Genomic DNA, 26058 nt, shown 5'->3' with positions numbered 1-26058 from the left:
GCGAAACAAATGCGATTGGGTTTTGCGATCGCGGCAATTCTGCTTTCGGGCACGGCAGCGCATGCGCAGCCGGCCGACCTGCCGATCCCCGCTGCGACGACCAGCGACTATCCGCCGGGCGTCAAGGTGGGCACCGTAGGCAACATACAGGTCTACACCGACGCCGATGGCCGCACACTCTACGGCATGGACATGCGCACACTGCTGCGCGCCGTTGCCGATACCTCGAAATATTGCCAGGCTGCCTGCACCGAGGCGTGGCAGCCCCTGCTCGCCCCGCCGGGCTCGAAAGCCAACATCATGTTCCCCCAAGGGTTCGGCGATCGCAATCGCCTGGCGGCCGCAACGGCAGGGGCGATTGCAGCGGGCGGCGCGGCGCCGGCAGCACCGTCGAGCGCCATGATCCAGAACCAGAAGGCGCCGGACTGGACGATCATCGACGGGCCTCAGGGACCGCAATGGGTCTACAAGGGCTGGCATATGGTTTTCGTCCGCAAGGGCGAGGCGCCGGGAGCAGCCGCATATGACGGTGCGAACGACAAGGTCTGGAACAGCCTGAAATACGTGCCCCCCGGTCCCCAAGGTCGCCGCGCCGGTGAACGTGTCGGCCGCCTTCGTGGGCGGAGCCTATGCCTTCGTCCAGAAGGAAGGCCGGCTGCTGTACACGGGCAGTTGCGCCGACGATTGCGCAAGCTGGCGGCCTTTCCCGGGCGCGCTCGGCAGTGCGGGCGTAGGCGACTGGACCATCGACCGTCAGGCCGATGCGCCGCAATGGCTTTACCGCGGCAAGTCCGTCTTCGTCGCACAAGGGCCGGACGTGACCGACATGCCGACAGGCGCAGCGGTCCTCAGGCCATGACGACAGGGCACGAACCAGGGGAGACGAGCATGGAATCGTCAGCCGAATTGTCCAGAGGGATGAAGCACCGCACGATCCGCAACGGGCTACTCGCTGCCGCGGTGGCAGGCGCGTTCGCGTTCGGCGTGGGCGCGCCCGAACTGCAACAGGCGCCGGCATCCGCCGCGCCTCGACCGATGCGATTGCCCTCACCGCCGGCAGACGGGGTCATGGGCTTCGTCGTCGAGGGGTTCTACCCTCCCGTGGTCATGGGCAAGGACGCCTGCCCCACCGGCCCGGCCCCGCGCCTGCGCGACGTTTACCTGAATACGCAGGCCCCGGCAGAACGCCAGCGGCTTGCGCTCAAGGAGAACGAGCAGGAACTGACCCAGCGCTGGCACGCCTACGCCTTCGGCCCCAACGGCACGAACATCTGCTCGCAACCGGACATGTTCGATCACCCACTCACACCCACGGTGCAGAGCAAGATGTCGTGGGGCCTCGACCTCGACGGCGGGTCCAAAGCCGACACCTGCGATCATGAGGACTTCGTCACGCCCAACGGCGAGAAGGGCATCGACAATCAGGAGTATCGCGCGCTCGGCTGCACGCTCGAATATCGGGGCGTCGACGGCATTTCCAACGACATCCAGACCGGCATGAAGCAGTTCCACAGCTCCGGTGAGTGGACCCAGGTCATCCTGCTGCGCGGCGTCGATAGCCTGCAGAACGACAACGACGTCGAGGTAATCTACGCCAACACGGCGGATCGGCCTGCCGCGGACAGCAAGGGCAAGTTCCTGCGCGGCTCGTCCTTCACGATCGACGACACCGAACCGCGCCACCGCAACGTGCTCCATGCTCGTATCGTCAACGGCGTGCTGACCACCGATCCGGGAGACATAGCGCTCGCGCAGACCTGGGGACAGGGCGGAGCACGGGATATCCGTGGCAATCGCGGACAGTATCGCTTCGCCAAGGCCCGGCTTCGGCTACAGTTCCAGTCGGACGGCAGCGTCACCGGCATGCTCGGGGGCTATCGCCCGCTGTTCGACGTCATCGAGGCCGAAGCGCTCGGCGGTGCTGGCACCGCGCTGGTCGCCGGCATCGACTGTGCGTCCTATATGAAGACGCTACGCAGGATGGCCGACGGGCTCAAGGACCCCAAGACCGGCCAGTGTCACGGCATATCCAGCGCCTTCCAGCTCAGCGCCATCCCCGCCTTCGTCAACGACATTCCGGCCGCCCGGACCGCTGCGAGAAGATGACACCGATGAACCGTTTGAACTGCCTCGTTTTCGGCAGCGTTGCCGCTCTCTCATTGGCTCTGGTCGGCTGTGCCGCCGGCGACGCGCCGAAATCCGCCGCCGTCGACACCGCTCCGACACAGACGTTGGCCCTATCCAGCGCCAAGATCGTGGCGATGCGGCGCATGACCGAGGCCCAGTACCGCAACACGATCGCCGACATTTTCGGGCCGGACGTGATCGTAGCCGGCAAGGTCGAGCCGATCGTGCGTCCCGTGCACGAGCTGATCGCCAACGGCGCGGCCGACGCGAGCATATCGCCCGCCGGGATCGAGCAGTTCGACGGGATCGGTCGCAATGTCGCCGCGCAGGTCTTTGGCGAACAACGCCGCGCGCAGTTCGTGTCCTGCACTCCCAAGGATCCCGCGATGGCCGATCCGGCCTGCGCTGCGCAAGTGCTCTCGCCGCTCGGCCGCTACCTGTTTCGCCGTCCGCTTTCGCGGGTCGAAGAAGCGTTCTACGTCAAGCTGGCAAGCGATGGCGCCGGGCCGACCAAATCGTTCTACAAGGGGCTGGAACTGTCGCTGGCATCGATGCTCGTGTCGCCCCAGTTCCTCTACATAGTCGAGACGGCAGAGCCCGACCCGGCCAATCCCGGCGGGCTGCGGCTGGACAACTACTCGCGGGCCGCGCGCCTCAGCTTCCTCCTGTGGAACACGACGCCGAACGACCGGTTGCTCAAGGCCGCCCAGGACGGATCGCTCACCGACCCGGCCAGGCTCAACGAGATCGCCGACGGCATGGTCAAGTCGCCGCGCTTCGAACAGGGCGTGCGGGCCTTCTTCGCGGACATGCTTCTGTTCGAGAAGTTCGACGAGCTGTCGAAAGACCCGCTGATCTATCCCTACTTCAACCAGGACGTGGCGCAGGCACTGCCCGAGCAGATGCTGCGAACGATTACCGGCCACCTGCTAGCCCGTAACGGCGACTACCGTCAGCTTTTCACAACCCCGCACACCTACATGACGCGATCGCTCGGCGGCCTCTACCAGGCCCAGGTCAAGCAGGCAGCCGGCTGGGAGCCCTACGACTTCGCACCCGGCGACGATCGCGCCGGACTGCTCGGCCAGGCAGGCTTCCTGGCGCTCTACTCGCACGCCGGGCGCAGTTCGCCGACCTTGCGCGGCCGCGCCATTCGCGAGCTTCTCATGTGCGAGCCGGTCCCCAATCCGCCAGGGAACGTGAACTTCACCGCGGTGCAGGACACCTCCAACAAGGCCAAGCCGACCGCACGCATCCGGCTCATGGCGCACGCAACTGATCCGTCCTGCTCTGGCTGCCACAAGATTACCGATCCGATCGGCCTGTCGCTCGAACGCTTCGACGGCATCGGCATGTTCCGCAAGACCGAGAACGACGCGCCGATCGATACGGCCGGAATGATGGACGGCGCGACGTTCCTGGGCGCCAGCGGACTGGGCAAGACGATGGCCGAGAGCCCGAGCACGACGCAATGCGTCGCGATGCGCGCGATATCTTACGCCACGGGCCGGTCGAGCGACGACGTTTCGTCGTTGGTCGAGCCGCTGGATCAGCGTTTTGGCGCCGCCGGTTACAACATCCGCGCGCTGTTCCTCCAGGTCGCGACGATGCCCGAGGCTTATCGCGTCGTCAGCAAGCCCCTGGAAGCCGCGCCAGCCCACGTCAGCATGGCGAGCAACTAAAGCGAGAAGGAATATAGGTCCATGGCATACGATCTCAGCCGCCGCAGCGCTCTGAAAGGCATGATGAACGGCGCCGCCGTGGTGGTGGGTGTGCCGCTGCTCGACGCCTTCCTAGACGGCAACGGCCAGGCCCTGGCGGCGACAGGCGCACCGGTTCCGGTACGCTTCGGCACCTGGTTCTGGGGCCTTGGCGTCAACCCGAACCGATGGTTCCCCACGAAGCCGGGTGCGAACTACGACCTCAAGCCGGAACTCGAGCCGATCAAGGAGTTCCAGAGCAGGATCAGCGTCATGGGCAACTTCAACGTGCCATTGGACGGCGCGCCCAACCTGCCCCACGCGACCGGCGGACCGGCCATTCGCACCGGCCGTGCGCTGACGGCCGAGCGCGGGCTTCCGGGCGAGAGCCTCGACGTGACGATCGGCGACGTAATCGGAAAGCGCAGCCGCTTCAGCTCGCTTGACGTTTCGGCGATCGGCGATCCCCGCAACTCCATTTCCGGCCGCGGCGGCGGCAACCTCAACCCGGCGGAGACCTCGGTCGTGGCGCTCTACCAGCGCCTGTTCGGGGCCGGCTTCAAGGATCCCAACAGCGCGACCTTCGTTCCCGATCCGACGGCGATGGCGCGGCGCAGCGTGCTTTCGGCGGTGACCGAGCAGCGCAAGGCGCTAGAGGCCGCGGTCGGCGCTGCAGACAAGCAGAAGCTGGACCAGTACTACACGTCGATCCGCCAGCTCGAGAACCAGCTCGACGTCGAGCTTACCAAGCCGGAACCGTTGCAGGCCTGCGTCGTCCCCAAGGGTGCGCCGCCCGAACTCAAGGTCAGCGGCGATATTGAGGACGTCATGAAGAATCACGAGGTCATGACCGATCTCCTGGTCATGGCGCTCGCCTGCGACCAGACCCGCGTCTACAACATGATGTTCAACAACGGCGCTTCGTCGCTGACACGGATCGGCAGCACGATCACCCATCACCAGCTCACCCATGAGGAAGTGCTGGACAATCGCCTCGGCTACCAGCCGAACGCGACGTATTTCCTCACCAAGATCATGGAGGCCTGGGTCTATTTCCTTGGCGCGATGGACAAGGTGAAGGAAGGCGACCGCACCCTGCTCGACAACTCGCTGATCCTCGCGCATTCGGAAACCGAATTCGCCAAGTTCCACACGATCGACAACATCCCGATCATGCTGGCCGGCACGGCCGGCGGCAGGGCGAAGTCGGGACTCTTCGTCGACGGCGTGGGTACGCCAGTCAGCCGCGTCGGCCTGACCTGCCAGCAGATCATGGGCGTTTCCGTCGATCGCTGGGGCACGAAATCCATGGAAACCAACAAGACGATCGGAGAGATCGTGGCTTGAGATCAGGTCAGCGCCGCCGGATGTCTTGATGGTCGGGCCGGCCGAAGCGAAAGCGACGGAATTTTGTCCAAATCTTGAATTTATTCTTGAAGCTGGCTTGCGCGAAAACCGGTTCGGCGACACGGGATGGCGGTGAGCGACAGCAACCAAACCGATAGCGCCGAAAATCCTCGGTCGCGGCACCGCGACCTGACCGAGGGACCGATCCTGCGCACCCTGATCGGCTTTTCGATCCCCATGCTGATCGGCAACGTGATCCAGACGCTCAACGGATCGATCAATTCGATCTGGGTCGGCCGTCTGATCGGCGAAAGCGCTCTGGCAGCTACGGCGAATGCCAATGTCGTGATGTTCCTGCTGTTCGCAGCCGTCTTCGGCCTCGGCAATGCCACCACGGTCCGCGTGGGACAGTTGTTCGGTGCTCGCGACATCGCCGCGGCACGCCGAACCTTCGGCAGCGGGGTGGGCTTCTGCGTGATCGTGGCGACTCTGGTTGCGGCGCTCGGCTGGTTCTTCTCACCCCGCCTTCTTCATCTCCTCGCGACACCCAAGGGAAGCCTTCAGGAGGCAAAGGCCTACCTGCGCGTGGTATTCGCGACCATGCCCTTCGGCACGTTGTCGATGATCCTCGGCATGGGCCTGCGCGGCACGGGCGATTCGAAGACGCCGCTCTATTCGATGATCCTCACGGTGGCGCTCGACATCGTGCTGAACCCGTTGCTGATCCGTGGTTTCGGGCCGCTGCCCGCGCTCGGCATCGCCGGGTCGGCGGCGGCGACGGGCCTCGCCAATTTTGCCGGGGTCATTCTCGTTCTCTACCGGCTCTACGGCCACGACTTGCCGCTGCGCCTGCGCGGGCCGGAACTCGGCTACCTGATCCCTCGCCAGGATGACCTCGCCTACATCGTCGGCAAGGGCCTGCCGATGGGCGCGCAGATGCTGCTGATTTCCTCGTCGCAGGTCGTCGTGATCGGCCTCGTGAACCGCGAGGGTCTCAATGCCACGGCGGCCTACAGCGCCTCGATGCAGCTGTGGAACTACCTGCAGATGCCCGCCTTTGCCATCGGGACCGCGGTCAGCGCCATGGTCGCGCAGAACATCGGCGCAGGCCATCACGACCGCGTGAACGAAATCACCCGCATCGGCATGCTGACGAACCTGGCCATGACCGGCCTGCTTGCCGGCCTGATCGTACTGGCTTCGCACCCATTGCTGGCGCTCTTTCTCGGCGGTGACAGCCCTGCCCTGCCGATTGCCCAGCATATCCAGCACACCGTAACCTGGTCCTACATCATCATGGGAGCGATGATGGTGCTGTCGGGTACGATGCGCGCTTACGGCGTGGTGCTGGCACCGCTCGTCATCCAGACGCTCGCGCTCTATCCGATCCGCCTCGGCTTCTATTTCCTGCTCCATCCGTCACTCGGCGGCGATGCGTTGTGGTGGTCCTTCCCGGTCAGCTCGGTCGCCTCGGCGACGCTGACATGGCTGTTGTACACGCGGGGCGGATGGCGCACGCGCGTGCAGACCGCGACGCTTTCGCCGCGCGGGATGGCCGCAGCAAAATGACAGGGGACGGTCGCTGCCTTTCGACATGCGACCCACCGCAACGTGCGGACAGCGGCTTCATTGAATGAACGTCCGGTTTTCAGGAGTTCGCTGCGCTCGAACGGCCGCTATATCGGCGACGATCGCCATGCGCACCTTCTGCGAAACCAATCAGCTGCCGCGCTTCGAACCCTTGCGAGCAATCTCGGCGCTTTCCGCTTTGAGCGGCCGTGACACTGGGCACACCTCCTGGACATAACCATTGAGCGTGTTCACCAGATTGTCTGGCACAAGCCGGTAGAACACGAACTGACCGCGCTTCTCACTCTCGACCAAGCCCGCATTTTCCAGCACCGCAAGATGCTGCGAAACCGGCGGCTTGGAAATGGCAAAGCGGGACGCGATCTCGCCCACGCTCAGTTCGGCGTGAGCGAGATAGGCGAGAATCCGTCGGCGCGGAACGCGTCGTGACCAGCGACAAACCGATCGAACTTTCGCCCGGCATGCCCGGCTTAGCGGGGCTAGCTTACCCGCTGCGCGGTCACCGCACCTCTACGGATATGTGGTGACCGGCAATACGCGCTATGTGCTTACGCCACTGCCGAATGGTGGGACTAAACTTAACCTCGAAGCGACCACCATCCTGCACATCGATCCCGTCGCATATTGGGAGCCGATCGCGCGCTGTACCTTCCGGACGAACGTACTGCGCGTTCTCGCGAGTACGAAGCTGCAGGCTGAAAGAATGCGCTGAACGCTGATTATGCCGGCTGAACCAACGGCTGCTAACAGTTAACGGTTTTCGCCCCGGGAATGACCGCAAAGTCGGCGAGTTTGGACTCACACGACGGGCAGTCGACGATGATGAAAACGTGCACCACGTCGACTGCAAGCATAGTCAGGACTGGAGCGCGCCTTGAGAAGTCGACGGCTTGGCCGAACGTGGAGCCTTAGCCTTTGTTGCTGGCTTTACAGCAGATTTCGGGATCAGCTTAGTACCTGGCTTGCGGCCAAGCCCAATTTTCTTGGCAAGTCCGCGGCGCATCTCGGCGTAGGCTTCTGCCACCATTGGATAGTCAGCCTTCAGGCCGTAGCGATCGCGATATTCGGCGGGCGTAAGGCCATGGCCTGACAGGTGACGCTTGAGCGTCTTGTAAGGTTTGCCGTCGATCAGCGAGATGATGTGTTCTTTCGAGGCGAGCGACCGACGGGCCGTAACGGCAGGAACATATTCCTTCGCTGATGCGGCTTCTTCCATTGCGGTTTGGGGGGCGGCCAGCGCGGTTACAGCACCATGCATTGATTGCAGAAAAGCGGGGACTTCCTCGGCCGAGGCTCGGGTGTTCGGGTTTGCAAGCCAGGCCACCGTAAGTTCGGTTGCCAATTCAAGAAGACCCGGATCTGTAGGTTCGACGCTCACGATAATTTCCTCCATTTTGGATATTCCGGGTCTAATGACAATCCTGTCATGGTCAATGCTACGGGCATTAAACATTCGTCACTTATGCTGTTCGAATTCGACTTTGAGCGCGATGGAGTGGACTGGTACTCGCATTTTCCAAGCGGGTGATTGGACCAAGCGGCCTTCGATCGAAGACCTATAACGCTCGATTTACGAAATCGGTTTCGGATGCGATCCAATTAAATCCACTAAGTGCTCGGCAATCAACTCCGGTTGTTCCAGATGAAGCCAATGCGTTCCGTCGTCGATGACTGTGAGGGGTCCTGCGGCGCACCGGGCGAGGCTTGCTTCCATCAACCCTCTGCCGAGAAATCGGTCTTTATTGCCCCAAATGACTTCTACCGGCGTTTTGATCTGGTGTGACGGCAGGCGTTTCAAGGGCCTGCGAAGAGCACGATAATAGGCCAGCATGCACGATAGCGCCCCTGGCCGAGCCCAGGCTCCGACATAAGGTTTGAGCTTCTGCGATGAGAAGGTGTTCTCTTTCGCGCTTCGCCGCAGCGCGGCCTTAAGCCTCGCGAAATTGAACGCGCCAAGGATCCTCTCGGAAAGCCAAGGCAACTGAAAGAAGCCGACGTACCAACTGCGCAGGAGTTGCGCCGGGCTCCTGTAGATTTGCTCGACCCAGGCTTCTGGATGAGGTCCGCTGATCAGCACGGCTTTCATGACCTGCTCAGGATAACAGGCCGCAACGACCCATCCGATCACCGCGCCCCAGTCGTGCCCCGCTAGATAGAAACGCTCCGAGCCGAGTGCCTCGGCAAGCCGGACGATGTCTTCGGCTAGTATCTCAAGACCATAGGCGGAGACGTTCTGTGGCGCGGTGCTGAGATTGTATCCGCGCAGATCGGGCGCCACGACATGGAAGCCGGCTTCGGCGAGCGGCGTGATCTGATAGCGCCAGGCCCACCAGAACTCGGGAAATCCGTGAAGCATCACGAACATTGGGTTTCCAGCGCGGCCTGCCTCGATCACGTGGAGGTTGGTGTCGCCAACCTCGCACCATCTCTCGCGCCATCCGGGCTCCAATAATGCCGTGTCATTTGGGGTCATCTGGTCTCCGGACCGCCAATCTTGCTGTTGCACTACCTTACGTTGGCGCTCGTACCTGGCGCACAAGGCCGTTGTATACGGCATGCAAACCCCAGCTGCGGCCGATTTCATGATCGAAGCCGGCAGCCTCCCAAAAAGCGATGAGCCAGTCGTCAGGACACCGACCGCGAAGGACCCACAGATTCCTCGCCGTTTCATGAGCCAGCGCTACGCAGTCCCCGCCTTCTTCGTTGACGACATCACGCTGATCGAAGTCACTCCAGGCGGCCGTGTCCTGATCGAGTTGGACAGCCTGGGCACCCCGATCCGTCTTACCTGGTCGGCGCGCGACAGCGTGCGGCTGGGGCGCCGGGCTACGAGGTGGGGAAACGAGGTGATCGCTCGCCAGAATGACAACATCGTCGCGTTTCCCGGAACCCGAGCGGAAACGCGAAGTCGACGGCGAGAGCGGCGTTTCCACCTGATCAGCAACACCCTGGCCCCCGCTTCGGCGGGGGTTTTCTTTGCTAATGTTCGAAGATCTCTTCGTAGTTGGCCTGCAAGTAATCAGGGCACCTCATGTCCGCAAACCTGAACACGTTCCCACCGTCCTTCATCGACTTTTCGAGCCTTGCGCAGGCCCGCGGTGACATCCCGAAGGTAGTACCATAAATTCTTTTCGCCGGCTGTTGTCCTCGCGGGAAGAGGATTTCCATGTTCTGCCGATGAAACTGAAACCCAAGAAATACGATGACGTCGGCAGCAGCCATCACCGACCTGACACGCGCCCCGTGGCCGCTCTCCGGCTCTTCGGTGAAAGTCTTTATCTGCTGCGTAGCTTGCCAGGTCATGCGCGCCGACTGATCTCCAAATCCTATCTCTACTCGCGCGCCCTGCTGGAGAAGGGGTAGCTGGCCAGTCTGTACGAAGGCGTGCAGCACCGGATTTGCATAACCAGCTTAGCAGCACCTACCTCGCTTTGACTGAGCGCATCCTGTGCCCAATTAAGCAAGAATTGTTCGATGCAGCGATCATAGTTGAAAGTGACAAAGGAACCCCGACCATTGATTATCCGTCGCACAGCCCGATCATGCACATCACCATAGCCTTGGTGACTCAAGGAATCGAGGATCGGGCCGCCTTGCGCCTCCTGGTCGCTGCGCAACTGGTCTTCGATCTGGTGTGCGAGGTCACTTCCGACCGGAAAGGGCCAAAGTCGACACTAGCGCCGGCCCCACCAGGAAGACGATATTTGCCAAGATGCCGCTCCAGGTTTCCTAGGCTGTTACCCTGGCGGAAAAATCAAGGACCTAATCTCCCCCAAGTCCTTGATTTTTGGTGAGCCCTGCTGGGTTCGAACCAGCGACCTACTGATTAAAAGTCAGTTGCTCTACCGACTGAGCTAAGGGCCCTCACCGCTAGGTGCCGATAGGGAGAGGGCGCGGCCGGGTCAAGCGGGCTAGGAGATGGCGCACCGTCAGCGCGGTCAGCGGGTCGCGCCAGCGCGGGGCTATCGCCGCGGCCGGCCCCAGGACGAAGCGGCGGGTGCGGAATGCGGGATGCGGAATGGTGAGAGGGGGCGAGGACCAGGCGCCGCCGCTCCACAGCACGATGTCGAGGTCCAGCACGCGGGCGCCCCAGCGCCGCCCGCCGATGCGGCGGCCGAAGCGTTGTTCGATGGCCTTGAGCCGGTCGAGCAACTCATCGGGCGCAAGCTTGCTCTTCACCACCGCCGCAGCGTTGGCGTAGCGGCGCAGCGACGGGCCGAGCGGGCGGCTGGCGACGACCGCCGACACCGCCTTGAGCTTCAGCCCCTTGCCGTCGAGCGCCGCGAAGGCCGCGCGCAGTACGGCTTCGGGACACCCCAGGCGGTGATGGCGCCGGTTCGATCCCAGCGCGACGAGATAGCGTTCGGCCAGTTCAGATATCCTGGCAGATGCGGCCGTAGAGCTGCGGGCGGCGGTCGCGGAAGAAGCCCATGCCGGCACGGTGCTTGGCGGCGCGCGCGAGGTCGATCGTCGCGACCAGCGCGCCGGTTTCCTCCTGGCCGTATTCGCTGAGGAAATCACCCCATTCGTCGGTGATGAAGCTGTGGCCGTAGAAGCGCTGCTCGGTGCCGCATTCGGCCTCGGCGCCGATGCGGTTCGCGGCGATCACCGGCATGCAGTTCGACACCGCATGGCCCAGCATCGCGCGGCGCCACATGCGGCTGGTGTCGAGGTTCGCATCATAGGGCTCGGTGCCGATCGCGGTGGGGTAGAACAGCAGCTCTGCCCCCATCAGCGCCATGACCCGCGCGCATTCGGGATACCACTGGTCCCAGCAGATGCCGACGCCGATCCGCGTTCCGGCTACATCCCAGACCTTGAAGCCGTCGTTGCCCGGGCGGAAGTAGTACTTCTCCTCGTAGCCCGGCCCGTCGGGGATGTGGCTCTTGCGGTAGGTGCCGATGATTTCGCCGTCGGCGCCGATCATCGCGAGCGTGTTGTAGTAGTGGTGCCCGTCGCGCTCGAAGAAGGAGGTCGGGATGACGACCTTCAGCTTCTTCGCCAGCGCCTGCATCGCCACTACGGAAGGATGCTCGCGCACCGGGCGGGCGAGCGCGAAGAGCTCCTCCTGCTCGGTCTTGCAGAAGTAGGGGCCGGAGAACAGCTCGGGCGGCAGGACGATCTGCGCACCCTGCCCTGCGGCGTGCTCGACCAGCGCGGAGACGGCGGCGATGTTCTCTGCCTCGTCGGCGGAGCCCAGGGCCAGTTGCAGGGCGGAAACGGTGACTTGGCTCATGCGCGCGCCCATATCAGGCCCGCTTGCGGAACAGAAGCGTCATCCGGTCGCTTTCGCCGATCGCCAGATAGCGCTCGCGGTCCTGCTCGCCGAGACGCAGGCTCGGCGGCAGGGTCCAGACGCCGGCCTCGTGGTTGGCGGGATCGCGCGGATTGGCGTTGATCTCGCTGCGGGCGACGAATTCGAAGCCCTGCGCCTCGACCATGGCGATCACGTCGCGCTCGCGCAGATAGCCCTTGCTGCCGTCGGCATAGGCATCGGGCGCATCGGGCCGCGCCCGGTGCTGCTCGATGCCGAGCAGGCCGTCGGGCCGCAGCAGCCCATGCACCGCCTTCAACTCGCCCGCCAGCAGGTTCAGCCGCTTGAGGTTGTGCATCGCGCGGAAGATCAGCACGCGGTCGACCGTGCCGCTCAGCGCCGGCGGCAGACCCTCGCTGTTGTAGGCGGCGATGCGGTGAACGGGAGCGCCGGTCCATTCGGCCGCCCTGGCGGGGAAAGTCGCGGTCTCACCGGGATTGAGCCCGATGTAGCGACCGTCCTCGCCCAGATAGGGCACCAGCACACGCGTCCACCAGCCGCCTGCGGGCATGTAGTCGACCACGGTCATGCCCGGCCGCACGCGGAAGAAGGCCAGGGTCTCGGCCGGCCGGCGCCAGCCGTCACGCCCTCTGTCGGCATCGCGGCGCGGATTGGCCAGCGCGAGGTCGAGCACCGCCTCGCAGGCCGAGCAGTTCTCGACATCGTCGGCAACGGTGGCGTCGGCGGGAAGCGAGAGGGTCGCGAAACCCAGGGTTGCGGCAAGCATGACCAAGTAGCGTCGCATTGGTTGTCCCTCCATGCGGCCCCGTTCGTCATTCTATGCCCGCATCGGGCAATGACAACCCGGCCCGGGCTCCCTATCTTGCAGTGCGACAAAGTAATGCGAGGCATACAAATATGACGGCAAGCGAAACGGCGATCGTCGCGGGCGGATGCTTCTGGTGCACCGAGGCGGTTTTCCGCGACGTGATCGGGGTCAGCCAGGTAGAGAGCGGCTATATCGGCGGCGAGGTGCCCAACCCCACCTACAAGGCCGTGTGCAGCGGCACGACCGGCCACGCCGAGGCGATCCGCGTGACCTACGATCCGGCGGTGATCTCCTATGCCGAGATCCTCGACGTGTTCCTCGGCACCCACGACCCGACGCAGCTCAACCGCCAGGGCAACGACATCGGCACGCAGTACCGCTCGGCGATCTTCCCGCTGGACGACGCCCAGCGCGCCGAAGCCGAAGCCGCGATCGCGCGCGCCAACGAGTACCACGACGGCAAGGTCGTGACGACGATCGAGGAAGCGAGCGAGTGGTATCCGGCCGAGGACTATCACCAGGAATACTGGGAAGGCGAAGGCCAGCGGAACCCCTATTGCCTGGCGGTGATCCCGCCGAAGTTGCTGAAGCTGCGCAAGAGCTTTGCGAACCGGGTGAAGGCCTAGGCAATAGCCTGAAATCGCCGGTTTTTGGCCAGGCTGCGAGGATGCAGCCCAGAGGCTTGCACGTGCCGAAAGCTCACGAACTTCGCACATGGGCGCGATGGAGAATTTCGAACTTTCCGGGGCCCAGATACGCGAAAGCCGCGCTCTGGGGCGCGGCCTCGGGGTGGGCTCGAGAAGGCGCGCCGGCGCCTTCAGGGGGTTTTGCTCGCTGGCATAAAGCGGGAGCTTGGCAGGGTCGGATGATGTAGGAAAACGGTTTTGCCTGCTGATGCCGACATCGTGGGCGCTCGAAGGAGACTCTTTCTCGGCCCGAAAGCCACTGTTCGGTCAACGGACAAGGGAGCCCGCGGGAAGCGAATATGCCGACTCGTCGCAGGCACTGTCGAAGCTCGGGATATCCTCCGGTTTGCGCCATTGCCGCCACAGGATGTAAAGCGATGTCCTGACGATACCGATTGCCAGAATGGCCACGAGCAGCCCCACGATCATGTCGGCCAGATAGTGGGTACCTTCGACGGGTATTGCCAGCAGCATCGCCAGGTTGATCAGCGTGAGCGGCCAGCGAAGGCGCCGAACAGGCCATGCTGTATGGATATAGAGGGCTGCGGACACGGTATGAAAGCTGGGCGCACATACGAGGCCACGCAGGGATCCGAGATCGACATTCGTGACGCTGTGGCCCCTCAGGTCGGGAATGATGTGCTCCATATAGAGAGCGCTTGTCGGCATGTAGGGCACCGAACCGTGCCATAGGAAGGCCAAAGGCCCCTCGGCCGGGAATACCGGAAACAGGGCAAGCGTGAGCAATACCGCGAGCCAGAAGGTGACGAGAAACTTGCGCGCTGCCGAGCGCTGTCCAGTCCACGCCAAATGACCCAAAATCAGCAGGGGTGAGACATAGATCGCGGCATAAGCAACCGAACCCGCTATTTGCAGCGACGTGTGATTGGCCACCATGATGTACCAGGCAACCCAGTCGAAATGCAGTGCCTTGTCTACCCGATCGAGAATGGGATCGTCGAATCCGACCGTAAGGGCTGCGGCAGGATAGCTGGCCAGAACGCCAAACAAGCTGGTTCCTGAGAATAGAACGAGATATTCTGCGAAGTCCCGCAGTCGTTGGTGCCGCGGCGAATGCGAACGCCTGACGATGTAGCGCACCAATGCCGCCGCCGACATTGCAATCGAGACGCCTATGAGAGTGCGGTTCTCGATTACCTTGAGCCCTGTGCGCATCATTAGCGTCATGGCGATGAGGCCGCTCAATGCCAGCTGCAGAGCAAGCCACTTGCCGGGGATAGTCGGGTGTCGGGGCATGCCAGCTTTGCTAGGAATGGAGTCTATCGGCCCCGCTCGATCGGTCATTCGTTCTTCCGTCGCCTCGCAAATTTTGCGCCGAATTGCGCCGGAGGCATGCTCATGTTGGCTGATTTGAAGAAAATAGAACCCGGGCGGGTCCACGCGCCCGGGTTCCGTTTGCGCCGTCAGTGGGCGGCGTCTTTGGCCTTGTCGCCAGCGGCTTCCGCCTTGTCGCCAGCGGCTTCTGCAGCCTTGCCGGCTTCAGCCGCCTTGTCGCCGGCGGCAGCCTTAGCGGCGCCCGAAGGGGCCATGGCTGCTTCGGTGCTGGCATCGCTCGCAACCGCGGCAGCAGTCGCTGCATCGCTGGCTGCGGCCGCGGCTTCGGTGCTGGCAACCGCCGCATCGGCGGCCTTGTCCTTATGGCCGCAACCGGCGAGCGCGAGCGCTGCCAATGCCGTTACGGCGAAACCTGTAAATCGTTTCATTGTTGTCCCCTCCTTTTTTTGGGACATCCCGGATATCTCAATCACGCGCATATGGATCGTTACAAGTTGGCAACGTGGAGCCGATCCGTGCTGTCATCCCGAACGGTCCGTCACCGGCGCTCTACAGACTTCGCACCGGGTGCACCCATCGCACCGGCGGCTGCGCAAGGCGCCGATGATGGTTTGACGCAGCAAGATCATTGTGTTGAAATGCTCCGATTGAAATTCATTTTTTAACCGGACCGACCGAACACGGCGGTCCGCAGCTTGTCTTGGGGGATATCCAAAACCCCCAAAGTGCGAAGAATTCGGGAAGCCCAAAAAGGGCACGACGTGAATTTCATCTGGGGAGGAGTGCATATGGCGATCGGAATACTCAGGGCGAGTCTGCTGTTCGGCGCGGCATCGCTGGCAATGGCAACATCGGCACTCGCGCAGACCGTTTCCGAAGAACCCAATAACCCCAGCGATATCGTTGTCACCGCCCAGCGCCGGTCGGAGCTCGCACGCGACGTTCCGATCTCGATCACCGCGCTCAATGCCGCAATGCTCGACAAGGCGGGGGTCAACAACCTGCAGGACCTCGAGCGGGTTACGCCGGGCCTCGCCCTGCCGCTCTACGGCGGCTTCCTGCGTCCATCGATCCGCGGCATTTCCTCGGGAGTCACCTCGGTCGGCGACAGTTCGAACATCGCGATCTATGTCGACGGGGTCTACCAGCCGACGCAGACCGCGGCGATCGTCGATATGCCCGATACAGAGACGGTGCAGGTGCTGAAAGGCCCGCAGGGTACGCTCTATGGCCAGAACGCCACCGGCGGCGCGATCATCATCGACACGGTGAAGCCGAGCTTCAACCTCAAGGGCGAGCTCGTCGCCAGCTACGGCAACTACAACGACATCGCCGCGCACGGCTATGTCACGGGACCGCTGAGCCAGAAGATCGCGGTGCTGCTTTCGGGTTCGGTCGAGGACCGCGACGGTTTCAACCGCGACCTGCTGCGCGGCGGGCACGACGACGGCCTGCGTTCGTACCAGATCCGCGGCAAGATCCTGCTGGCACCGACCGACACGACCGAATTCACGCTGGCCGGCTACTATTCGAAGCGCGACGATTCCGGCGTCTATACGGGCGCGCCGCTCAACGGCAATTCGACCGGCAACGCGCTGACCAGGCTGATCTTCCCGACCACGCCGGTGGCGAGCGAACCGCACACCTTCGCGACTAGCTTCCGCCCCGATCTGCTATCGAAGACCTATGGCGCCAGCCTGCTGGGCAAGATCGACATCGGCGATGCAGGCACGCTGAACACGGTGACCGCCTATCAGCATGCCAGGGTGACCGATCTGGTCGATGCCGATGCCGCGCCGATCAACCTTGCCGAAGTGCGGCCGCTGGTCATCGTCGGTCAGGCCTTCATCCAGGAGCTGAACTTCACCTCGGCCAAGATGGGCCGCTTCAGCTTCTCGGCGGGCGCCTTCTACATGAACCGCCAGGAACAGTTCCGGCCCTCGCAATTCGGCGGTTACGATATCCAGACCGCGCCGCCGGCGAATTTCGACCAGAAGGGAACCTACCAGTTCCAGCTGGTCGACTATCTGAAGACGGTGAAGAACAGCTACGCCGCCTATGCCGAGCTGAACTACGACCTCACCGACCAGCTGACGATCACCGCCGCCGGACGCTACAGCTACGAGACCGTGCTGGCCTATCACACCGGGCTGTTCGGCTTGCCGGCTACCCCACCCCCGCTGCTGGTCGATCCGCGCGGCAAGTTCACTTTCAAGAAGTTCACCCCGCGCGGCGTGATCCGCTTCAAGCCGGACGACAACAACACGCTCTACGCCAGCTATTCGCAGGGCTTCAAAAGCGGCTTCGTCGACGGTTCGAACATCGGGCTGTGCCCCGGCGGCCCGAAGGACGGCTCGTGCATCCCGGCGCCGGTGAAGCCCGAGACGGTCGATGCCTTCGAGATCGGCTACAAGGGCCGGATCGCCGGGCAGCTCAGCATCAGCCTCGCTGCCTTCGCCTACAAGTACAAGGACATCCAAGTCTTCATCTACCGGCCGCCGACCGGCATCTACCAGAATGCGGCCGAGGGCACCCTCAAAGGCATCGACTTCGATCTCGCCTGGGACGCGACGCCCGACCTGCATTTCACGCTGGGCGGATCCTACGTCGACAGCAAATACAGCAGCTTCCCCGCCGCGCAGGTCTATGTGCAGACGCCCGCGGCCGGCTGTTCGGCGCAATTCCTGCCCTTCCCCTGCGGCAATTTCAGCGCCTCGGTCGATGCGACGGGCAACCAGTTGCAGAATGCTCCCAAGTTCACCGCGACCGGATCGATCGACTACGGCGTGGACACCGGCGCGGGGCGGTTCGGCATCAACCTCAACGGCAGCTACAATTCGGGCTTTCCCTTCGATGCCGGCGGCCACGTGCGCCAGAGGAAGTACGCGCTGGTCAATGCGGAGCTGTCGTTCTCGCCCAAGGGGCTGGAAGGCCTGCGCGTGATCGCCTGGGGCAAGAACCTTTCGGACCACGACTATATCCAGGGATCGCTGCCGACTTTCTATTCCGACCTGGTCTCCTGGGCTCCGCCGCGGACTTACGGCGTGCGTCTGGAATACCATTTCTGAGGTCTTGCCCCGCCGCCCGCGGGCGAACTGAGGGACAAAAAATGAGATAGTCTCGATTCGGAGTCGAACAAAAGGGCTCAGCCGGGTCGGCGCGTGCGCGGGAATGGCGCCGCACGACCCGGCTTTCGGGGAAAAAAATGCCAAAGTTAGTCGGAATCCGAGGGAATTTTGCCCCGACTAACGAGTTCTCACACAGTCAATCCTCGAAGGGCGACCTTGCCTCTCCAGATATCCGCGACGTGACACCGCCTTCATCCGAAGATGCGTGCCAAAACGCCCGCGTTCGCGGAACCGATTTAGCAATGGCACTGCCTCGATTCATTACTCGCAAATACAACACGTTCAATTCATTACCAAAAAATGTGACAAAAATCAGACCCTGACGCGTCGAAGGGCTGGGTTCAAACCTCGTGTTTTCCCCTAACGATTCCGCATCCCCGCATTAAGCATGCAGTCCCCAACGCCCCGTTCACCAAGTTCACTCAGGGACAACGGGGACCGAAATGAAATTGAAATACCTTCTTCTTGCCGCGGCTTTTGCCTGCCCGGTCTCGGCCTATGCCGAGGATGCCACGCCGGCCAAGGATGGGCAGTCCGAAACCGCAGCCACGCAGACCGCGCAGCCCACCAAGCGGGCCTTCACCACGGGCGTCGCCCGCGGCCGCGACCTGCTCGACAGCGCGATCTCGACCAGCGCGCTCGACGAGGCCGAGATCGAGAAGTTCGCGCCGCGTTCGGTCAGCGAAATCTTCCGCAATATCCCAGGCATGCGCTCAGAAGCCTATGCCGGCGAGGGCTATTCGAGCATCTCGATCCGCGGCCTGCCGATCGCTCTGGGCGGCGCCAAGTTCCTGCAGCTGCAGGAAGACGGCATGCCCGTGCTCGAATTCGGCGACATCGGCTTCGGCCAGGCCGACCAGTTCCTGCGCGCCGATCTGACGCTGTCGCAGGTCCAGGCGATCCGCGGCGGTTCGGCCTCGACCTTCTCGTCGAACTCGCCGGGCGGTGTGATCAACCTGATCTCCAAGACGGGCGAGGAGCAGGGCGGCGCGGTCGAACTGACCACCGGCCTCGACTACGAAACCTACCGCATGGACTTCGACTACGGCGGCAAGCTCAGCGACAGCGTGCGCTTCAACGTCGGTGGCTTCTACCGCCAGGGCGAAGGCCCGCGCGCGACGGGTTACGACGCCTACAAGGGCGGGCAGCTGAAGTTCAACATCACCAAGACTTTCGACGGCGGCTATATCCGGCTCTACGCCAAGTTCCTCGACGACAAGTCGCCGAACTACAGCCAGACGCCGCTGCGCGTGACCGGCACCAACGCCGATCCGCACTATGCCAACGTCGCCGGCTTCGATGCGCGCAGCGACACGATGTACTCGCGCTATCTGCCGTCGAACATCTCGATGAACGAGAACAACCAGCTCACCCGCTACGACTACACCGACGGCATGCATTCGAAGGTCAAGTCGGTGGGCGGCGAGGCCCAGTTCGAGCTCGGCGAGTGGACGATCAACGAGCGCTTCCGCTATTCGGACATCTCGGGTGCCTTCCGCGGCACCTTCCTGGCGCCGTCGCTGACGGGCCCGGCCTCGGTGGTCATGGGCATCTGGGGCGGTCCGGGCGCGACGCTCAGCTATGCCAACGGCCCGAACGCCGGCCAGGTGATTGCCAATCCGAGTACGCTCAACGGCAACGGCCTAGTCTCTTCGACCACGCTGTTCGACGCCGATCTCAACGACCTGTCAAACGTCACCAACGACTTCCGCGCCAGCCGCGTCTGGGATCTGGCCGGCGGCAAGCTGACCACGACCGTGGGCTTCTACAAGGCCGGGCAGACGATCGACACGACCTGGCACTTCTCTTCGGTGTTCCAGGAAGTGAAGGGCGGCGGCGAAGCCGCGATGCTCAACCTGACCAGCGCCGGCGGCGTGCCGCTGACGCAGAACGGCTTCTACGGTTTCGCGTCGAGCTTCTTCGGCAACACGCGGCGCAACATCTATGACGTCAACTATTCGGTCAATGCGCCCTATGCCTCGCTGAACTACCATGCCGGCAAGCTCGCGATCGGCGGCTCGATCCGCTACGACTTCGGCACGGCCCGCGGACAGGTGTTCGGCGCCGACCTCGGCGGTGGCCGCAAGGGCCTGACCTCGTACGACGTCAATGGCGACGGTGTGATCTCCGCGGCGGAAACGCGCGTGGCCATCTATCCGCTGACCACGCCCGCTCCGGTCAACTACGACTACGATTACCTGTCGTACTCGCTGGGCGTGAACTACCGCATCGCCGAGCAGCTGTCGGTCTTCGGCCGCTACAGCCGCGGCGGCCGCGCCAACGCCGACCGTATTCTCTATTCGAACTTCATCAGCCCCACCGACGGCAGCCTCGTCCGCAAGGATGCCGCCTACGATCCGGTCACCCAGGCCGAAGGTGGCCTGAAGTTCCGCGGCCAGGACGCCGAGCTCTATGTCACCGGCTTCTGGGCCAAGACCAAGGAGCACAACATCGGTCTGGATCGCTCGTACCGCGCCTATGGCGTCGAGCTCGAGGGTTCGATCAAGAAGGGTCCGTTCCGCCTGAACGCCGGAGCCACCTACACCAAGGCCAAGATCACCGCCGATGCGCTGGTCGCCGCCACGGTGGGCAACGTGCCCAAGCACCAGGCCGACCTGATCTTCCAGGCGACCCCCCAGTTCGAGACCGAGCGCTTCACGATCGGCGCGAACTTCGTCGGCACGACGAGCAGCTATGCGGGTGACAACAACGCGCTCAAGTTGCCCGGCTACACGCTGGTCAACGGCTTCGCGCAGTATCGTCTGACCGACCGGGTCCAGTTGACGGTCAACGCCAACAACCTGTTCAACAAGCTCGCCATCATCGACGCCCAGGACACCTCGCTGCCCGCGACGGGCATCGTCCAAGCCCGCGTGGCCAACGGCCGCACGGTCTCGGCTTCGGTTCGCTTCGACTTCTAACCCCTGGAGGCGGCCGGGGTTATCCCCCTGCCCTGGTCGCCCCACACCCTTGCTGGCCGGCTGATCCTCTCCTGCACCCCGGTGCCGGAATGGTTGCCGGCCAGCTTTTTGCTTCAGTCCCGCGCTAGCGTCGACCCCGCCACCAGCCGGTCGAGAATCCCCGCCACCTGATCGGCGCTATAGGCGCCTTCGGGCTGGGTCAGCCACCAGGCGATCGTCTCGACGATCAGGCTGGTCGAGCAGATCGTGCCGAGTTCCTTGGGCAGCCAGGATCCCACCGAATCCCGCGTCTCCGCCACGATCCGCGCCTGGCGCAGCCATTCCCCGCGCATCGCCGCACCGGCACCGCCGTTGAACAGGATCGACCAGAGCACGCGGTGCTCTTCGACATAGGCACAGAGCGCATCCAATGAACCGCGATCGTCGCCGGCATCCTTGATCGGCAGGGTCAGCTCGACCGAAGTGACGATCTGCTCGGTGGCGATGTGGTCGAGCAGCGCTTCCTTGCTCGGGTGGTGGCGGAAGAAGGTGGCGTAGTGGACGCCCGCCTCGGCGCAGATGTCGCGCACGGTGATCTGGTCGAACGACTTGGCCGTCAGCAGCCGCAGCAGTGCATCGCGCAGCGCTGCGCCGGATCGCACTGCGCGCGCGTCCTTTGCGGTTGACCCGCGTGGCCCGTTGGCACTATGCGCCACTGTATCGCACAAATCCGGATTCGGGCCGTTTCGCTCGCTCATGGCCGCTGTGGAACAGCAGTGCCGAGCGCTAGGCAAGCCCTTTCGCGGTCTGCGTGCGATAGAGGTTTTGGAGATCAAAGCATGCAGTCCCTGGTCGAACGCGATTACTTTACCGACTACGAGATCCTGAAGGACCCCTACGCCTTCTTCAACGCGCTGCGGGACAACGGCCCGATCTTCCAGCCGCCGGGCAAGGACTATTTCATCGTCACCGGCTTCGAGGAGACGCTGCAGGTCCTGCGCGACCACGATACCTTCTCGGCAATCATCGCGCTGCAGGGCGCCGGCGCGCCGCTGCCCTTCACCCCCGAAGGTTCGGACATCAACGGCCAGCTCGACGCGCACCGCCACCAGTTCATGGGCTGGGATTCGGTCGTCAACATGGACGACGATCGCCACACCAAGCTGCGCGCGCTGATCAACACGCTGTTCGTCCCCTCGCGGCTCAAGGCGAGCGAGGAATTCATCGACAAGTATTGCGAGGAGATGGTCGGCAAGGCCGTCGCCGAAGGCAAGGTCGAGCTGATCAGCGCAATCGCCACGCCTTTCGTCACCATGGTCGTCGCCGACCTGCTGGGCGTGCCGATGGAAGACCGTACGGTGTTCATGAACGCGATCGCCGACGCGCCGCCTCCGGGCAGCCTCGACGGCGCCGAAGGCGCGGGTCATCCTTTCGCGGTGATGGGCAAGTATTTCTTCGGCTATGTCGCCGACCGCAAGGCCAACCCGCAGGACGACATCCTGACCGAACTGACTCACGCCACCTACATGGACGGCACCAAGCCCGAGGTCCACGACATCGTCCAGCTCGGCATGTTCATGTTCGGCGCCGGCCAGGACACCTCGGCCAAGCTGCTCGGCAATGCGATGAAGTATCTGGTCGAGCAGCCCGAGTTGCAGGACCGGCTGCGCGCCGATCCCAAGCTGATCTCGGCCTTCCTCGAGGAAGTGCTGCGCATCGAAGGCTCGACCAAGCAGACCGCCCGCCTGGCGCGAAAGGACACCGAAGTCGGCGGCGTGAAGATTCCCGCGGGCTCGAAAGTGCTCGTCGCGCTCTCGGCCGCCAACCGCGATCCGCGGCGCTGGGAGAATCCGAACGAGCTGGAGATCGGCCGCAAGAAGATCGTCGAGCACGTCGGCTTCGGCCGAGGCAAGCACGTCTGCGCCGGCGCCCCGCTGGCCCGCGCCGAAGTGCGGATCATCTTCGAGAAGTTCCTCGCTTCCACCTCGAAGATCGAGCTCGACATGGAGAAGCACCCCGGCGGCATCGCCGATCTGGTCTATGAGCCGAGCTTCATCATCCGCGGCCTGGCCACGATGAACCTCAAGCTGACGCCGGCCTGACCGACGAACAGCGCTCGGTCGGCGAGCTCAGGCCTTCCCGATCGAGCGCAGGTAGTCGTCGCGGACCTGGCCGAACAGTTCGTTCTGCTTGAGCGTCTCGCCGGCGGTGACGCCGCCGTCGACCGCGATGATCTGGCCGGTCACGTGCGCGGCGCGGTCGCTGGCGAGGAACATCGCCATGTTGCCGATGTCGCGCGGATCACCGGTGTGCTTGAGCGGCTGCGTCACCAGCCGCGCGGGTTCGAGCACGGCGATCAAGCCTTTCATCTCGTCGTCGCTGAGCCCCGGGATCGGCACGCTGTTCATTCGCGTCGGGATGCCGCCCGGCGCGATGGCGTTGACCCGGATGCCGTACTCGCCGAGATCGACCGCGGCGCAGCGGGTGAACACGTTGATCCCGGCCTTCGAGGCGCGGTAGATTGGGATCGCATAGCTCGGCTCGAGCGCGGCGATCGAACTGGTGTTGATGATCGAGCCGCGCCCCTGCTTGGCCATATGCTGCGCGGCGAAGCGCGTCGCATGCATGACGCTGGCGAGGTTGGTGTTCATCACCGCATCGAAATCGGCGAAGTCGTCATCGAGCAGGCGTTGATGGAATACGCCGGGCATGCCGGCGTTGTTGAACAGCACGTCGAGCCCGCCGAACTCTGCCAGTGTGAAGTCGACCAGCGCCTGAAGGTCTTCCTTGCGCGAGACGTCGGTGCGCAGGAACCGGGCATCGGCCCCAATCTCGCGGGCCAGCGCCTCGCCGGCCTCGACCTCACGGTCGGCGATGACGACGCGCGCACCTTCCGCCGCAAAGACCTCGACCGTGCCGCGGCCGATGCCGTTGGCCCCGCCCGTGACGATCGCCACCTTGCCGTCGAGTTCGTTCGCCATCGGCCTCTCCTTCTTTACCGAGGCCGACTATGGCGGGCCGCAGTCAGGCGCGCCAAGCTCCCACGAAGAAGCCATCCATGCCTGCACCCGCCAAACCACTTGGGGTCATGCCGGGATCGGTACGCAGCCAGCCTTCGGGCGTCGATGCGAAACCTTCGAGCGTGATAGGCTCTGGGGTGAGCGTCACGGCCGAAGCCTGAGCCTCGCCTTCCTCGCGTTCGAGCGAGCAGACGGCATAGACCAGCAGGCCGCCCGGCTTGACCCAGCCCGCGGCACGCTCAAGCAGCTTGGCCTGAAGCTCGGCCATCTCGGCGATCTGGCGCGGGCCGATGCGGTGGAGCACGTCGGGATGGCGGCGGCAGGTGCCCGTGGCCGTACAGGGCGCATCGAGCAACACCGCATCGAACGGCGCCTCGGGCTGCCATTCGAGCGCGTCGGCCACGACGATCTCCGCGGTAAGCCCGGTGCGCGCCAGGTTTTGTTCGAGCCGTTCGAGCCGCTTGGCGCTGATGTCGAGCGAAGTCACCTGCCAGCCCGCCGCGGCGAGTTGCAGCGTCTTGCCACCAGGCGCGGCGCAGAGGTCGAGCACCGTCTTGCCCTCCCCCGCTCCCAGCAGCCGCGCGGGCAGGCTGGCGGCGAGATCCTGGACCCACCACTGGCCCCCTCCGGATTCATTGGCGCGATAGCCATCGAGCCCGTCGACCGCCTCGCCGCGCGGCAGGCGGATGTGGCCGGGCATCAGCGAGACACCGCCGAGGCGTTCGAGCCAGTTCGCGGTCTCGGCGGCATCGCGCAAGGTCAGGTCGAGCGGCGGCGGCTCGGCCAGCGCGGCGGCGATCGCGGCACTGCGTTCGCCCCAGCGCTCCGCCACATTGGCGGGCAGCGTCGGTGCTTTGGGCAAGCTCACGCCCTGCTTGGTCAAGGTGGAGAACACCCCGTGTGCCAGCCGGCGCGGGCCGCCGGCGAGCAACGGCAGGCCGGTCGCGATCACCGCGTGCGGCGGAGTCTCTAGCCGCAGCCAGCCGGCCAGCATCAACCGCAGGACCATCCGCGGCTTGGCGTCCTCGGGCAGGACCTGGCGGGTGGCGCTGTCGATCAGCGTGTCGAGGTCAGCCATCCAGCGCAGCGCCTCGGCGGCGAGCGCGCGGGCCAGCGCGCGGTCGGCATCGCCGCGCACGCCCTGCGTCGCGTTGTGCGCCGCCTGGTCGAGCGTCTCGCCGCGGCGCAGAACGGCGTCGAGCAATTTGAGCGCCGCGCGGCGAGCGGGCAGGCCGGGAATATCCATCGGCGGCCCCTAAAGCAGATTGCATGATCAGGCCAGTGGCCCCACATGGACCGCATGACCGAGCGCGCGACCAAACGCCCCGAGGGCTTCCAGAAGCCCGCCAACTGGACCAACGAGCCGGCGCCCGAGCCCGAGAAGCCGGTGACCGAAGACGATCCGGATGGTCTCTCGCCCACGCGCTATGGCGATTGGGTGCGGAACGGGATTGCCGTGGATTTCTAGGCGGCTGATTTTCGAGCCATTCAAATAATCCGTCGCCCCTGCGAAGGCAGGGCCCCATCCAACGGCGCGTCATCGCGGAGCATCGCCCTGTTGAGGTGAGCTCATCTGGGCCCCTGCCTCCGCAGGGGCGACGGGCTGTGGTTTACGGAAGAATATCGATCACCGTGCCGTCGGGCACCGCGCGCCACAGCGCTTCGATTTCCTCGTCGCTGACGGCGATGCAGCCGTCGGTCCAGTCCCCGGGAACACGTTCGCTCTGCGTCCAATCGTTGGGCTGGCCGTGGATGAAAATCAGCCCGCCGGGACTGCGCCCCTGCGCGTGGGCATAGGCGATGTCCTGCGCGTTCGGATAGGAGATATGCAGCGACAAGTGGTAGCTGCTGCCCGGATTGCCGTAGTCGATCGTATAGCGGCCCTCGGGCGTCCGCTCGTCGCCCTGAAAGCGCTTGGGGCCTTCGGGCGCATCGCCGAGCTGGATGCCCTCGATCGTGTGGACGAGGTGGCCGCCGGCGTAGAGTTCCATCACCCGATCGCCCTTGCGCACGACGATCTGGTCGACGACGGGCAAGGCGAGAGGCGGCTCGGCGACCGCTGGCCCAGCAAGCAGGAAAAGCGCAAAGACGAACGCGTAGCGCACGTGCTTCGACAAGCTCAGCATGAGCGGACCTTGTGTAGAACCCCGACCCGCTCAGCCTGAGCTTGTCGAAGGCCCG

Annotated in this window: 24 protein-coding genes and 1 tRNA gene; 10 read left to right on the top strand and 15 right to left on the bottom strand. The window is 64.0% G+C overall.

Features of this window, described 5'->3' with window-relative positions:
- Nucleotides 1–179 precede the first annotated feature (179 nt).
- On the bottom strand, nucleotides 180–437 hold the full coding sequence (locus tag KRR38_RS25950; RefSeq protein ID WP_217406310.1) for a hypothetical protein: 258 nt from the start codon (nucleotides 435–437) through the stop codon (nucleotides 180–182).
- A gap of 158 nt (nucleotides 438–595) precedes the next feature.
- Between KRR38_RS25950 and KRR38_RS25945 the strand changes: the two genes are divergently transcribed.
- The 5 genes from KRR38_RS25945 to KRR38_RS25925 all read left to right on the top strand — a co-directional run bounded on the left by KRR38_RS25945 (nucleotide 596) and on the right by KRR38_RS25925 (nucleotide 6743).
- On the top strand, nucleotides 596–859 hold the full coding sequence (locus KRR38_RS25945; RefSeq protein ID WP_217406309.1) for a hypothetical protein: 264 nt from the start codon (nucleotides 596–598) through the stop codon (nucleotides 857–859).
- Between the two features lie 29 nt (nucleotides 860–888).
- Nucleotides 889–2106, top strand: coding sequence for a hypothetical protein (locus KRR38_RS25940; RefSeq protein WP_217406308.1), 1218 nt, complete (start codon nucleotides 889–891; stop codon nucleotides 2104–2106).
- Nucleotides 2107–2111: 5 nt separating this feature from the next.
- A complete protein-coding gene (locus tag KRR38_RS25935; RefSeq protein WP_217406307.1) occupies nucleotides 2112–3809 on the top strand; it encodes a DUF1588 domain-containing protein in 1698 nt (565 codons plus the stop codon).
- Between the two features lie 21 nt (nucleotides 3810–3830).
- Nucleotides 3831–5174 carry a DUF1552 domain-containing protein gene (locus KRR38_RS25930; RefSeq protein WP_217406306.1) on the top strand — a complete coding sequence of 448 codons (1344 nt, stop codon included), beginning with the start codon at nucleotides 3831–3833 and terminating at the stop codon, nucleotides 5172–5174.
- A gap of 132 nt (nucleotides 5175–5306) precedes the next feature.
- Nucleotides 5307–6743 (top strand): MATE family efflux transporter, encoded by a 1437-nt coding sequence (locus KRR38_RS25925; RefSeq protein WP_309141141.1) that lies wholly within the window; start codon nucleotides 5307–5309, stop codon nucleotides 6741–6743.
- 150 nt (nucleotides 6744–6893) lie between these two features.
- Here the strand turns inward: KRR38_RS25925 and KRR38_RS25920 are convergent, their stop codons facing one another.
- The 8 genes from KRR38_RS25920 to KRR38_RS25885 form a co-directional block, all read right to left on the bottom strand.
- Entirely contained in the window at nucleotides 6894–7169 is a 276-nt protein-coding gene (locus KRR38_RS25920; RefSeq protein WP_217407471.1) for a helix-turn-helix transcriptional regulator, read from the bottom strand.
- Nucleotides 7170–7620: 451 nt separating this feature from the next.
- Nucleotides 7621–8157: a MucR family transcriptional regulator gene (locus tag KRR38_RS25915; protein ID WP_217406304.1), complete on the bottom strand. Its 537-nt coding sequence runs from the start codon at nucleotides 8155–8157 to the stop codon at nucleotides 7621–7623.
- 177 nt (nucleotides 8158–8334) lie between these two features.
- Nucleotides 8335–9237 carry an alpha/beta fold hydrolase gene (locus KRR38_RS25910; protein WP_217406303.1) on the bottom strand — a complete coding sequence of 301 codons (903 nt, stop codon included), beginning with the start codon at nucleotides 9235–9237 and terminating at the stop codon, nucleotides 8335–8337.
- Nucleotides 9238–9743: 506 nt separating this feature from the next.
- Entirely contained in the window at nucleotides 9744–10067 is a 324-nt protein-coding gene (locus tag KRR38_RS25905) for a hypothetical protein (protein WP_217406302.1), read from the bottom strand.
- A 485-nt stretch (nucleotides 10068–10552) separates the two neighbouring features.
- Nucleotides 10553–10628: transfer RNA gene (locus tag KRR38_RS25900), tRNA-Lys, on the bottom strand.
- 6 nt (nucleotides 10629–10634) lie between these two features.
- A complete protein-coding gene (gene folK / locus KRR38_RS25895) occupies nucleotides 10635–11135 on the bottom strand; it encodes a 2-amino-4-hydroxy-6-hydroxymethyldihydropteridine diphosphokinase (protein WP_217407470.1) in 501 nt (166 codons plus the stop codon).
- Nucleotide 11136: 1 nt separating this feature from the next.
- Nucleotides 11137–12000, bottom strand: a complete 864-nt coding sequence (gene aguB, locus KRR38_RS25890) for an N-carbamoylputrescine amidase (RefSeq protein WP_217406301.1) — start codon at nucleotides 11998–12000, stop codon at nucleotides 11137–11139.
- Nucleotides 12001–12013: 13 nt separating this feature from the next.
- Entirely contained in the window at nucleotides 12014–12823 is an 810-nt protein-coding gene (locus tag KRR38_RS25885) for a class I SAM-dependent methyltransferase (protein WP_217406300.1), read from the bottom strand.
- Between the two features lie 113 nt (nucleotides 12824–12936).
- Between KRR38_RS25885 and msrA the strand changes: the two genes are divergently transcribed.
- A complete protein-coding gene (msrA, locus tag KRR38_RS25880; RefSeq protein WP_217406299.1) occupies nucleotides 12937–13473 on the top strand; it encodes a peptide-methionine (S)-S-oxide reductase MsrA in 537 nt (178 codons plus the stop codon).
- Nucleotides 13474–13800: 327 nt separating this feature from the next.
- On the opposite strand, the gene KRR38_RS36420 is transcribed toward msrA, so the two are convergent.
- Nucleotides 13801–14934: a phosphatase PAP2 family protein gene (locus KRR38_RS36420; protein ID WP_217406298.1), complete on the bottom strand. Its 1134-nt coding sequence runs from the start codon at nucleotides 14932–14934 to the stop codon at nucleotides 13801–13803.
- A gap of 23 nt (nucleotides 14935–14957) precedes the next feature.
- Nucleotides 14958–15257 carry a hypothetical protein gene (locus KRR38_RS25870; RefSeq protein ID WP_217406297.1) on the bottom strand — a complete coding sequence of 100 codons (300 nt, stop codon included), beginning with the start codon at nucleotides 15255–15257 and terminating at the stop codon, nucleotides 14958–14960.
- Nucleotides 15258–15617: 360 nt separating this feature from the next.
- Between KRR38_RS25870 and KRR38_RS25865 the strand changes: the two genes are divergently transcribed.
- Nucleotides 15618–17897, top strand: a complete 2280-nt coding sequence (locus tag KRR38_RS25865) for a TonB-dependent receptor (protein WP_217406296.1) — start codon at nucleotides 15618–15620, stop codon at nucleotides 17895–17897.
- Nucleotides 17898–18400: 503 nt separating this feature from the next.
- Nucleotides 18401–20878 carry a TonB-dependent siderophore receptor gene (locus KRR38_RS25860; RefSeq protein WP_217406295.1) on the top strand — a complete coding sequence of 826 codons (2478 nt, stop codon included), beginning with the start codon at nucleotides 18401–18403 and terminating at the stop codon, nucleotides 20876–20878.
- 113 nt (nucleotides 20879–20991) lie between these two features.
- On the opposite strand, the gene KRR38_RS25855 is transcribed toward KRR38_RS25860, so the two are convergent.
- Nucleotides 20992–21519: a TetR/AcrR family transcriptional regulator gene (locus tag KRR38_RS25855; RefSeq protein ID WP_309141139.1), complete on the bottom strand. Its 528-nt coding sequence runs from the start codon at nucleotides 21517–21519 to the stop codon at nucleotides 20992–20994.
- A gap of 177 nt (nucleotides 21520–21696) precedes the next feature.
- Between KRR38_RS25855 and KRR38_RS25850 the strand changes: the two genes are divergently transcribed.
- Nucleotides 21697–22959: a cytochrome P450 gene (locus KRR38_RS25850; protein ID WP_217406293.1), complete on the top strand. Its 1263-nt coding sequence runs from the start codon at nucleotides 21697–21699 to the stop codon at nucleotides 22957–22959.
- 27 nt (nucleotides 22960–22986) lie between these two features.
- On the opposite strand, the gene KRR38_RS25845 is transcribed toward KRR38_RS25850, so the two are convergent.
- Both KRR38_RS25845 and KRR38_RS25840 read right to left on the bottom strand, forming a co-directional pair.
- Nucleotides 22987–23838 (bottom strand): SDR family NAD(P)-dependent oxidoreductase, encoded by an 852-nt coding sequence (locus KRR38_RS25845; RefSeq protein ID WP_217406292.1) that lies wholly within the window; start codon nucleotides 23836–23838, stop codon nucleotides 22987–22989.
- A gap of 43 nt (nucleotides 23839–23881) precedes the next feature.
- Nucleotides 23882–25123 (bottom strand): RsmB/NOP family class I SAM-dependent RNA methyltransferase, encoded by a 1242-nt coding sequence (locus KRR38_RS25840; RefSeq protein WP_217406291.1) that lies wholly within the window; start codon nucleotides 25121–25123, stop codon nucleotides 23882–23884.
- A 45-nt stretch (nucleotides 25124–25168) separates the two neighbouring features.
- Here KRR38_RS25840 and KRR38_RS25835 point away from each other — a divergent pair, with 45 nt between their 5' ends.
- A complete protein-coding gene (locus KRR38_RS25835; protein ID WP_375293438.1) occupies nucleotides 25169–25345 on the top strand; it encodes a DUF1674 domain-containing protein in 177 nt (58 codons plus the stop codon).
- Between the two features lie 142 nt (nucleotides 25346–25487).
- On the opposite strand, the gene KRR38_RS25830 is transcribed toward KRR38_RS25835, so the two are convergent.
- Nucleotides 25488–26003 carry a murein L,D-transpeptidase family protein gene (locus KRR38_RS25830; protein WP_217406290.1) on the bottom strand — a complete coding sequence of 172 codons (516 nt, stop codon included), beginning with the start codon at nucleotides 26001–26003 and terminating at the stop codon, nucleotides 25488–25490.
- Between the last annotated feature and the right edge of the window lie 55 nt (nucleotides 26004–26058).

Origin of the sequence: Novosphingobium sp. G106, from assembly GCF_019075875.1 — a bacterium.
Taxonomy (GTDB): domain Bacteria; phylum Pseudomonadota; class Alphaproteobacteria; order Sphingomonadales; family Sphingomonadaceae; genus Novosphingobium.
Note: the sequence above shows the minus strand (reverse complement) of the source record. Positions and strands in the feature narration are given on the sequence as shown.

What these genes read in the sequence shown, in the direction of transcription:
- KRR38_RS25950 (WP_217406310.1), bottom strand. Translation starts at nt 437, where the DNA reads ATGATCGTCCAGTCCGGCGCCTTCTGGTTCTGGATCATGGCGCTCGAC.
- KRR38_RS25940 (WP_217406308.1), top strand. Translation starts at nt 889, where the DNA reads ATGGAATCGTCAGCCGAATTGTCCAGAGGGATGAAGCACCGCACGATC.
- KRR38_RS25935 (WP_217406307.1), top strand. Translation starts at nt 2,112, where the DNA reads ATGAACCGTTTGAACTGCCTCGTTTTCGGCAGCGTTGCCGCTCTCTCA.
- KRR38_RS25930 (WP_217406306.1), top strand. Translation starts at nt 3,831, where the DNA reads ATGGCATACGATCTCAGCCGCCGCAGCGCTCTGAAAGGCATGATGAAC.
- KRR38_RS25915 (WP_217406304.1), bottom strand. Translation starts at nt 8,157, where the DNA reads ATGGAGGAAATTATCGTGAGCGTCGAACCTACAGATCCGGGTCTTCTT.
- KRR38_RS25910 (WP_217406303.1), bottom strand. Translation starts at nt 9,237, where the DNA reads ATGACCCCAAATGACACGGCATTATTGGAGCCCGGATGGCGCGAGAGA.
- KRR38_RS25905 (WP_217406302.1), bottom strand. Translation starts at nt 10,067, where the DNA reads ATGACCTGGCAAGCTACGCAGCAGATAAAGACTTTCACCGAAGAGCCG.
- aguB (WP_217406301.1), bottom strand. Translation starts at nt 12,000, where the DNA reads ATGAGCCAAGTCACCGTTTCCGCCCTGCAACTGGCCCTGGGCTCCGCC.
- KRR38_RS25885 (WP_217406300.1), bottom strand. Translation starts at nt 12,823, where the DNA reads ATGCGACGCTACTTGGTCATGCTTGCCGCAACCCTGGGTTTCGCGACC.
- msrA (WP_217406299.1), top strand. Translation starts at nt 12,937, where the DNA reads ATGACGGCAAGCGAAACGGCGATCGTCGCGGGCGGATGCTTCTGGTGC.
- KRR38_RS25870 (WP_217406297.1), bottom strand. Translation starts at nt 15,257, where the DNA reads ATGAAACGATTTACAGGTTTCGCCGTAACGGCATTGGCAGCGCTCGCG.
- KRR38_RS25865 (WP_217406296.1), top strand. Translation starts at nt 15,618, where the DNA reads ATGGCGATCGGAATACTCAGGGCGAGTCTGCTGTTCGGCGCGGCATCG.
- KRR38_RS25860 (WP_217406295.1), top strand. Translation starts at nt 18,401, where the DNA reads ATGAAATTGAAATACCTTCTTCTTGCCGCGGCTTTTGCCTGCCCGGTC.
- KRR38_RS25850 (WP_217406293.1), top strand. Translation starts at nt 21,697, where the DNA reads ATGCAGTCCCTGGTCGAACGCGATTACTTTACCGACTACGAGATCCTG.
- KRR38_RS25845 (WP_217406292.1), bottom strand. Translation starts at nt 23,838, where the DNA reads ATGGCGAACGAACTCGACGGCAAGGTGGCGATCGTCACGGGCGGGGCC.
- KRR38_RS25840 (WP_217406291.1), bottom strand. Translation starts at nt 25,123, where the DNA reads ATGGATATTCCCGGCCTGCCCGCTCGCCGCGCGGCGCTCAAATTGCTC.
- KRR38_RS25835 (WP_375293438.1), top strand. Translation starts at nt 25,169, where the DNA reads ATGGACCGCATGACCGAGCGCGCGACCAAACGCCCCGAGGGCTTCCAG.
- KRR38_RS25830 (WP_217406290.1), bottom strand. Translation starts at nt 26,003, where the DNA reads ATGCTGAGCTTGTCGAAGCACGTGCGCTACGCGTTCGTCTTTGCGCTT.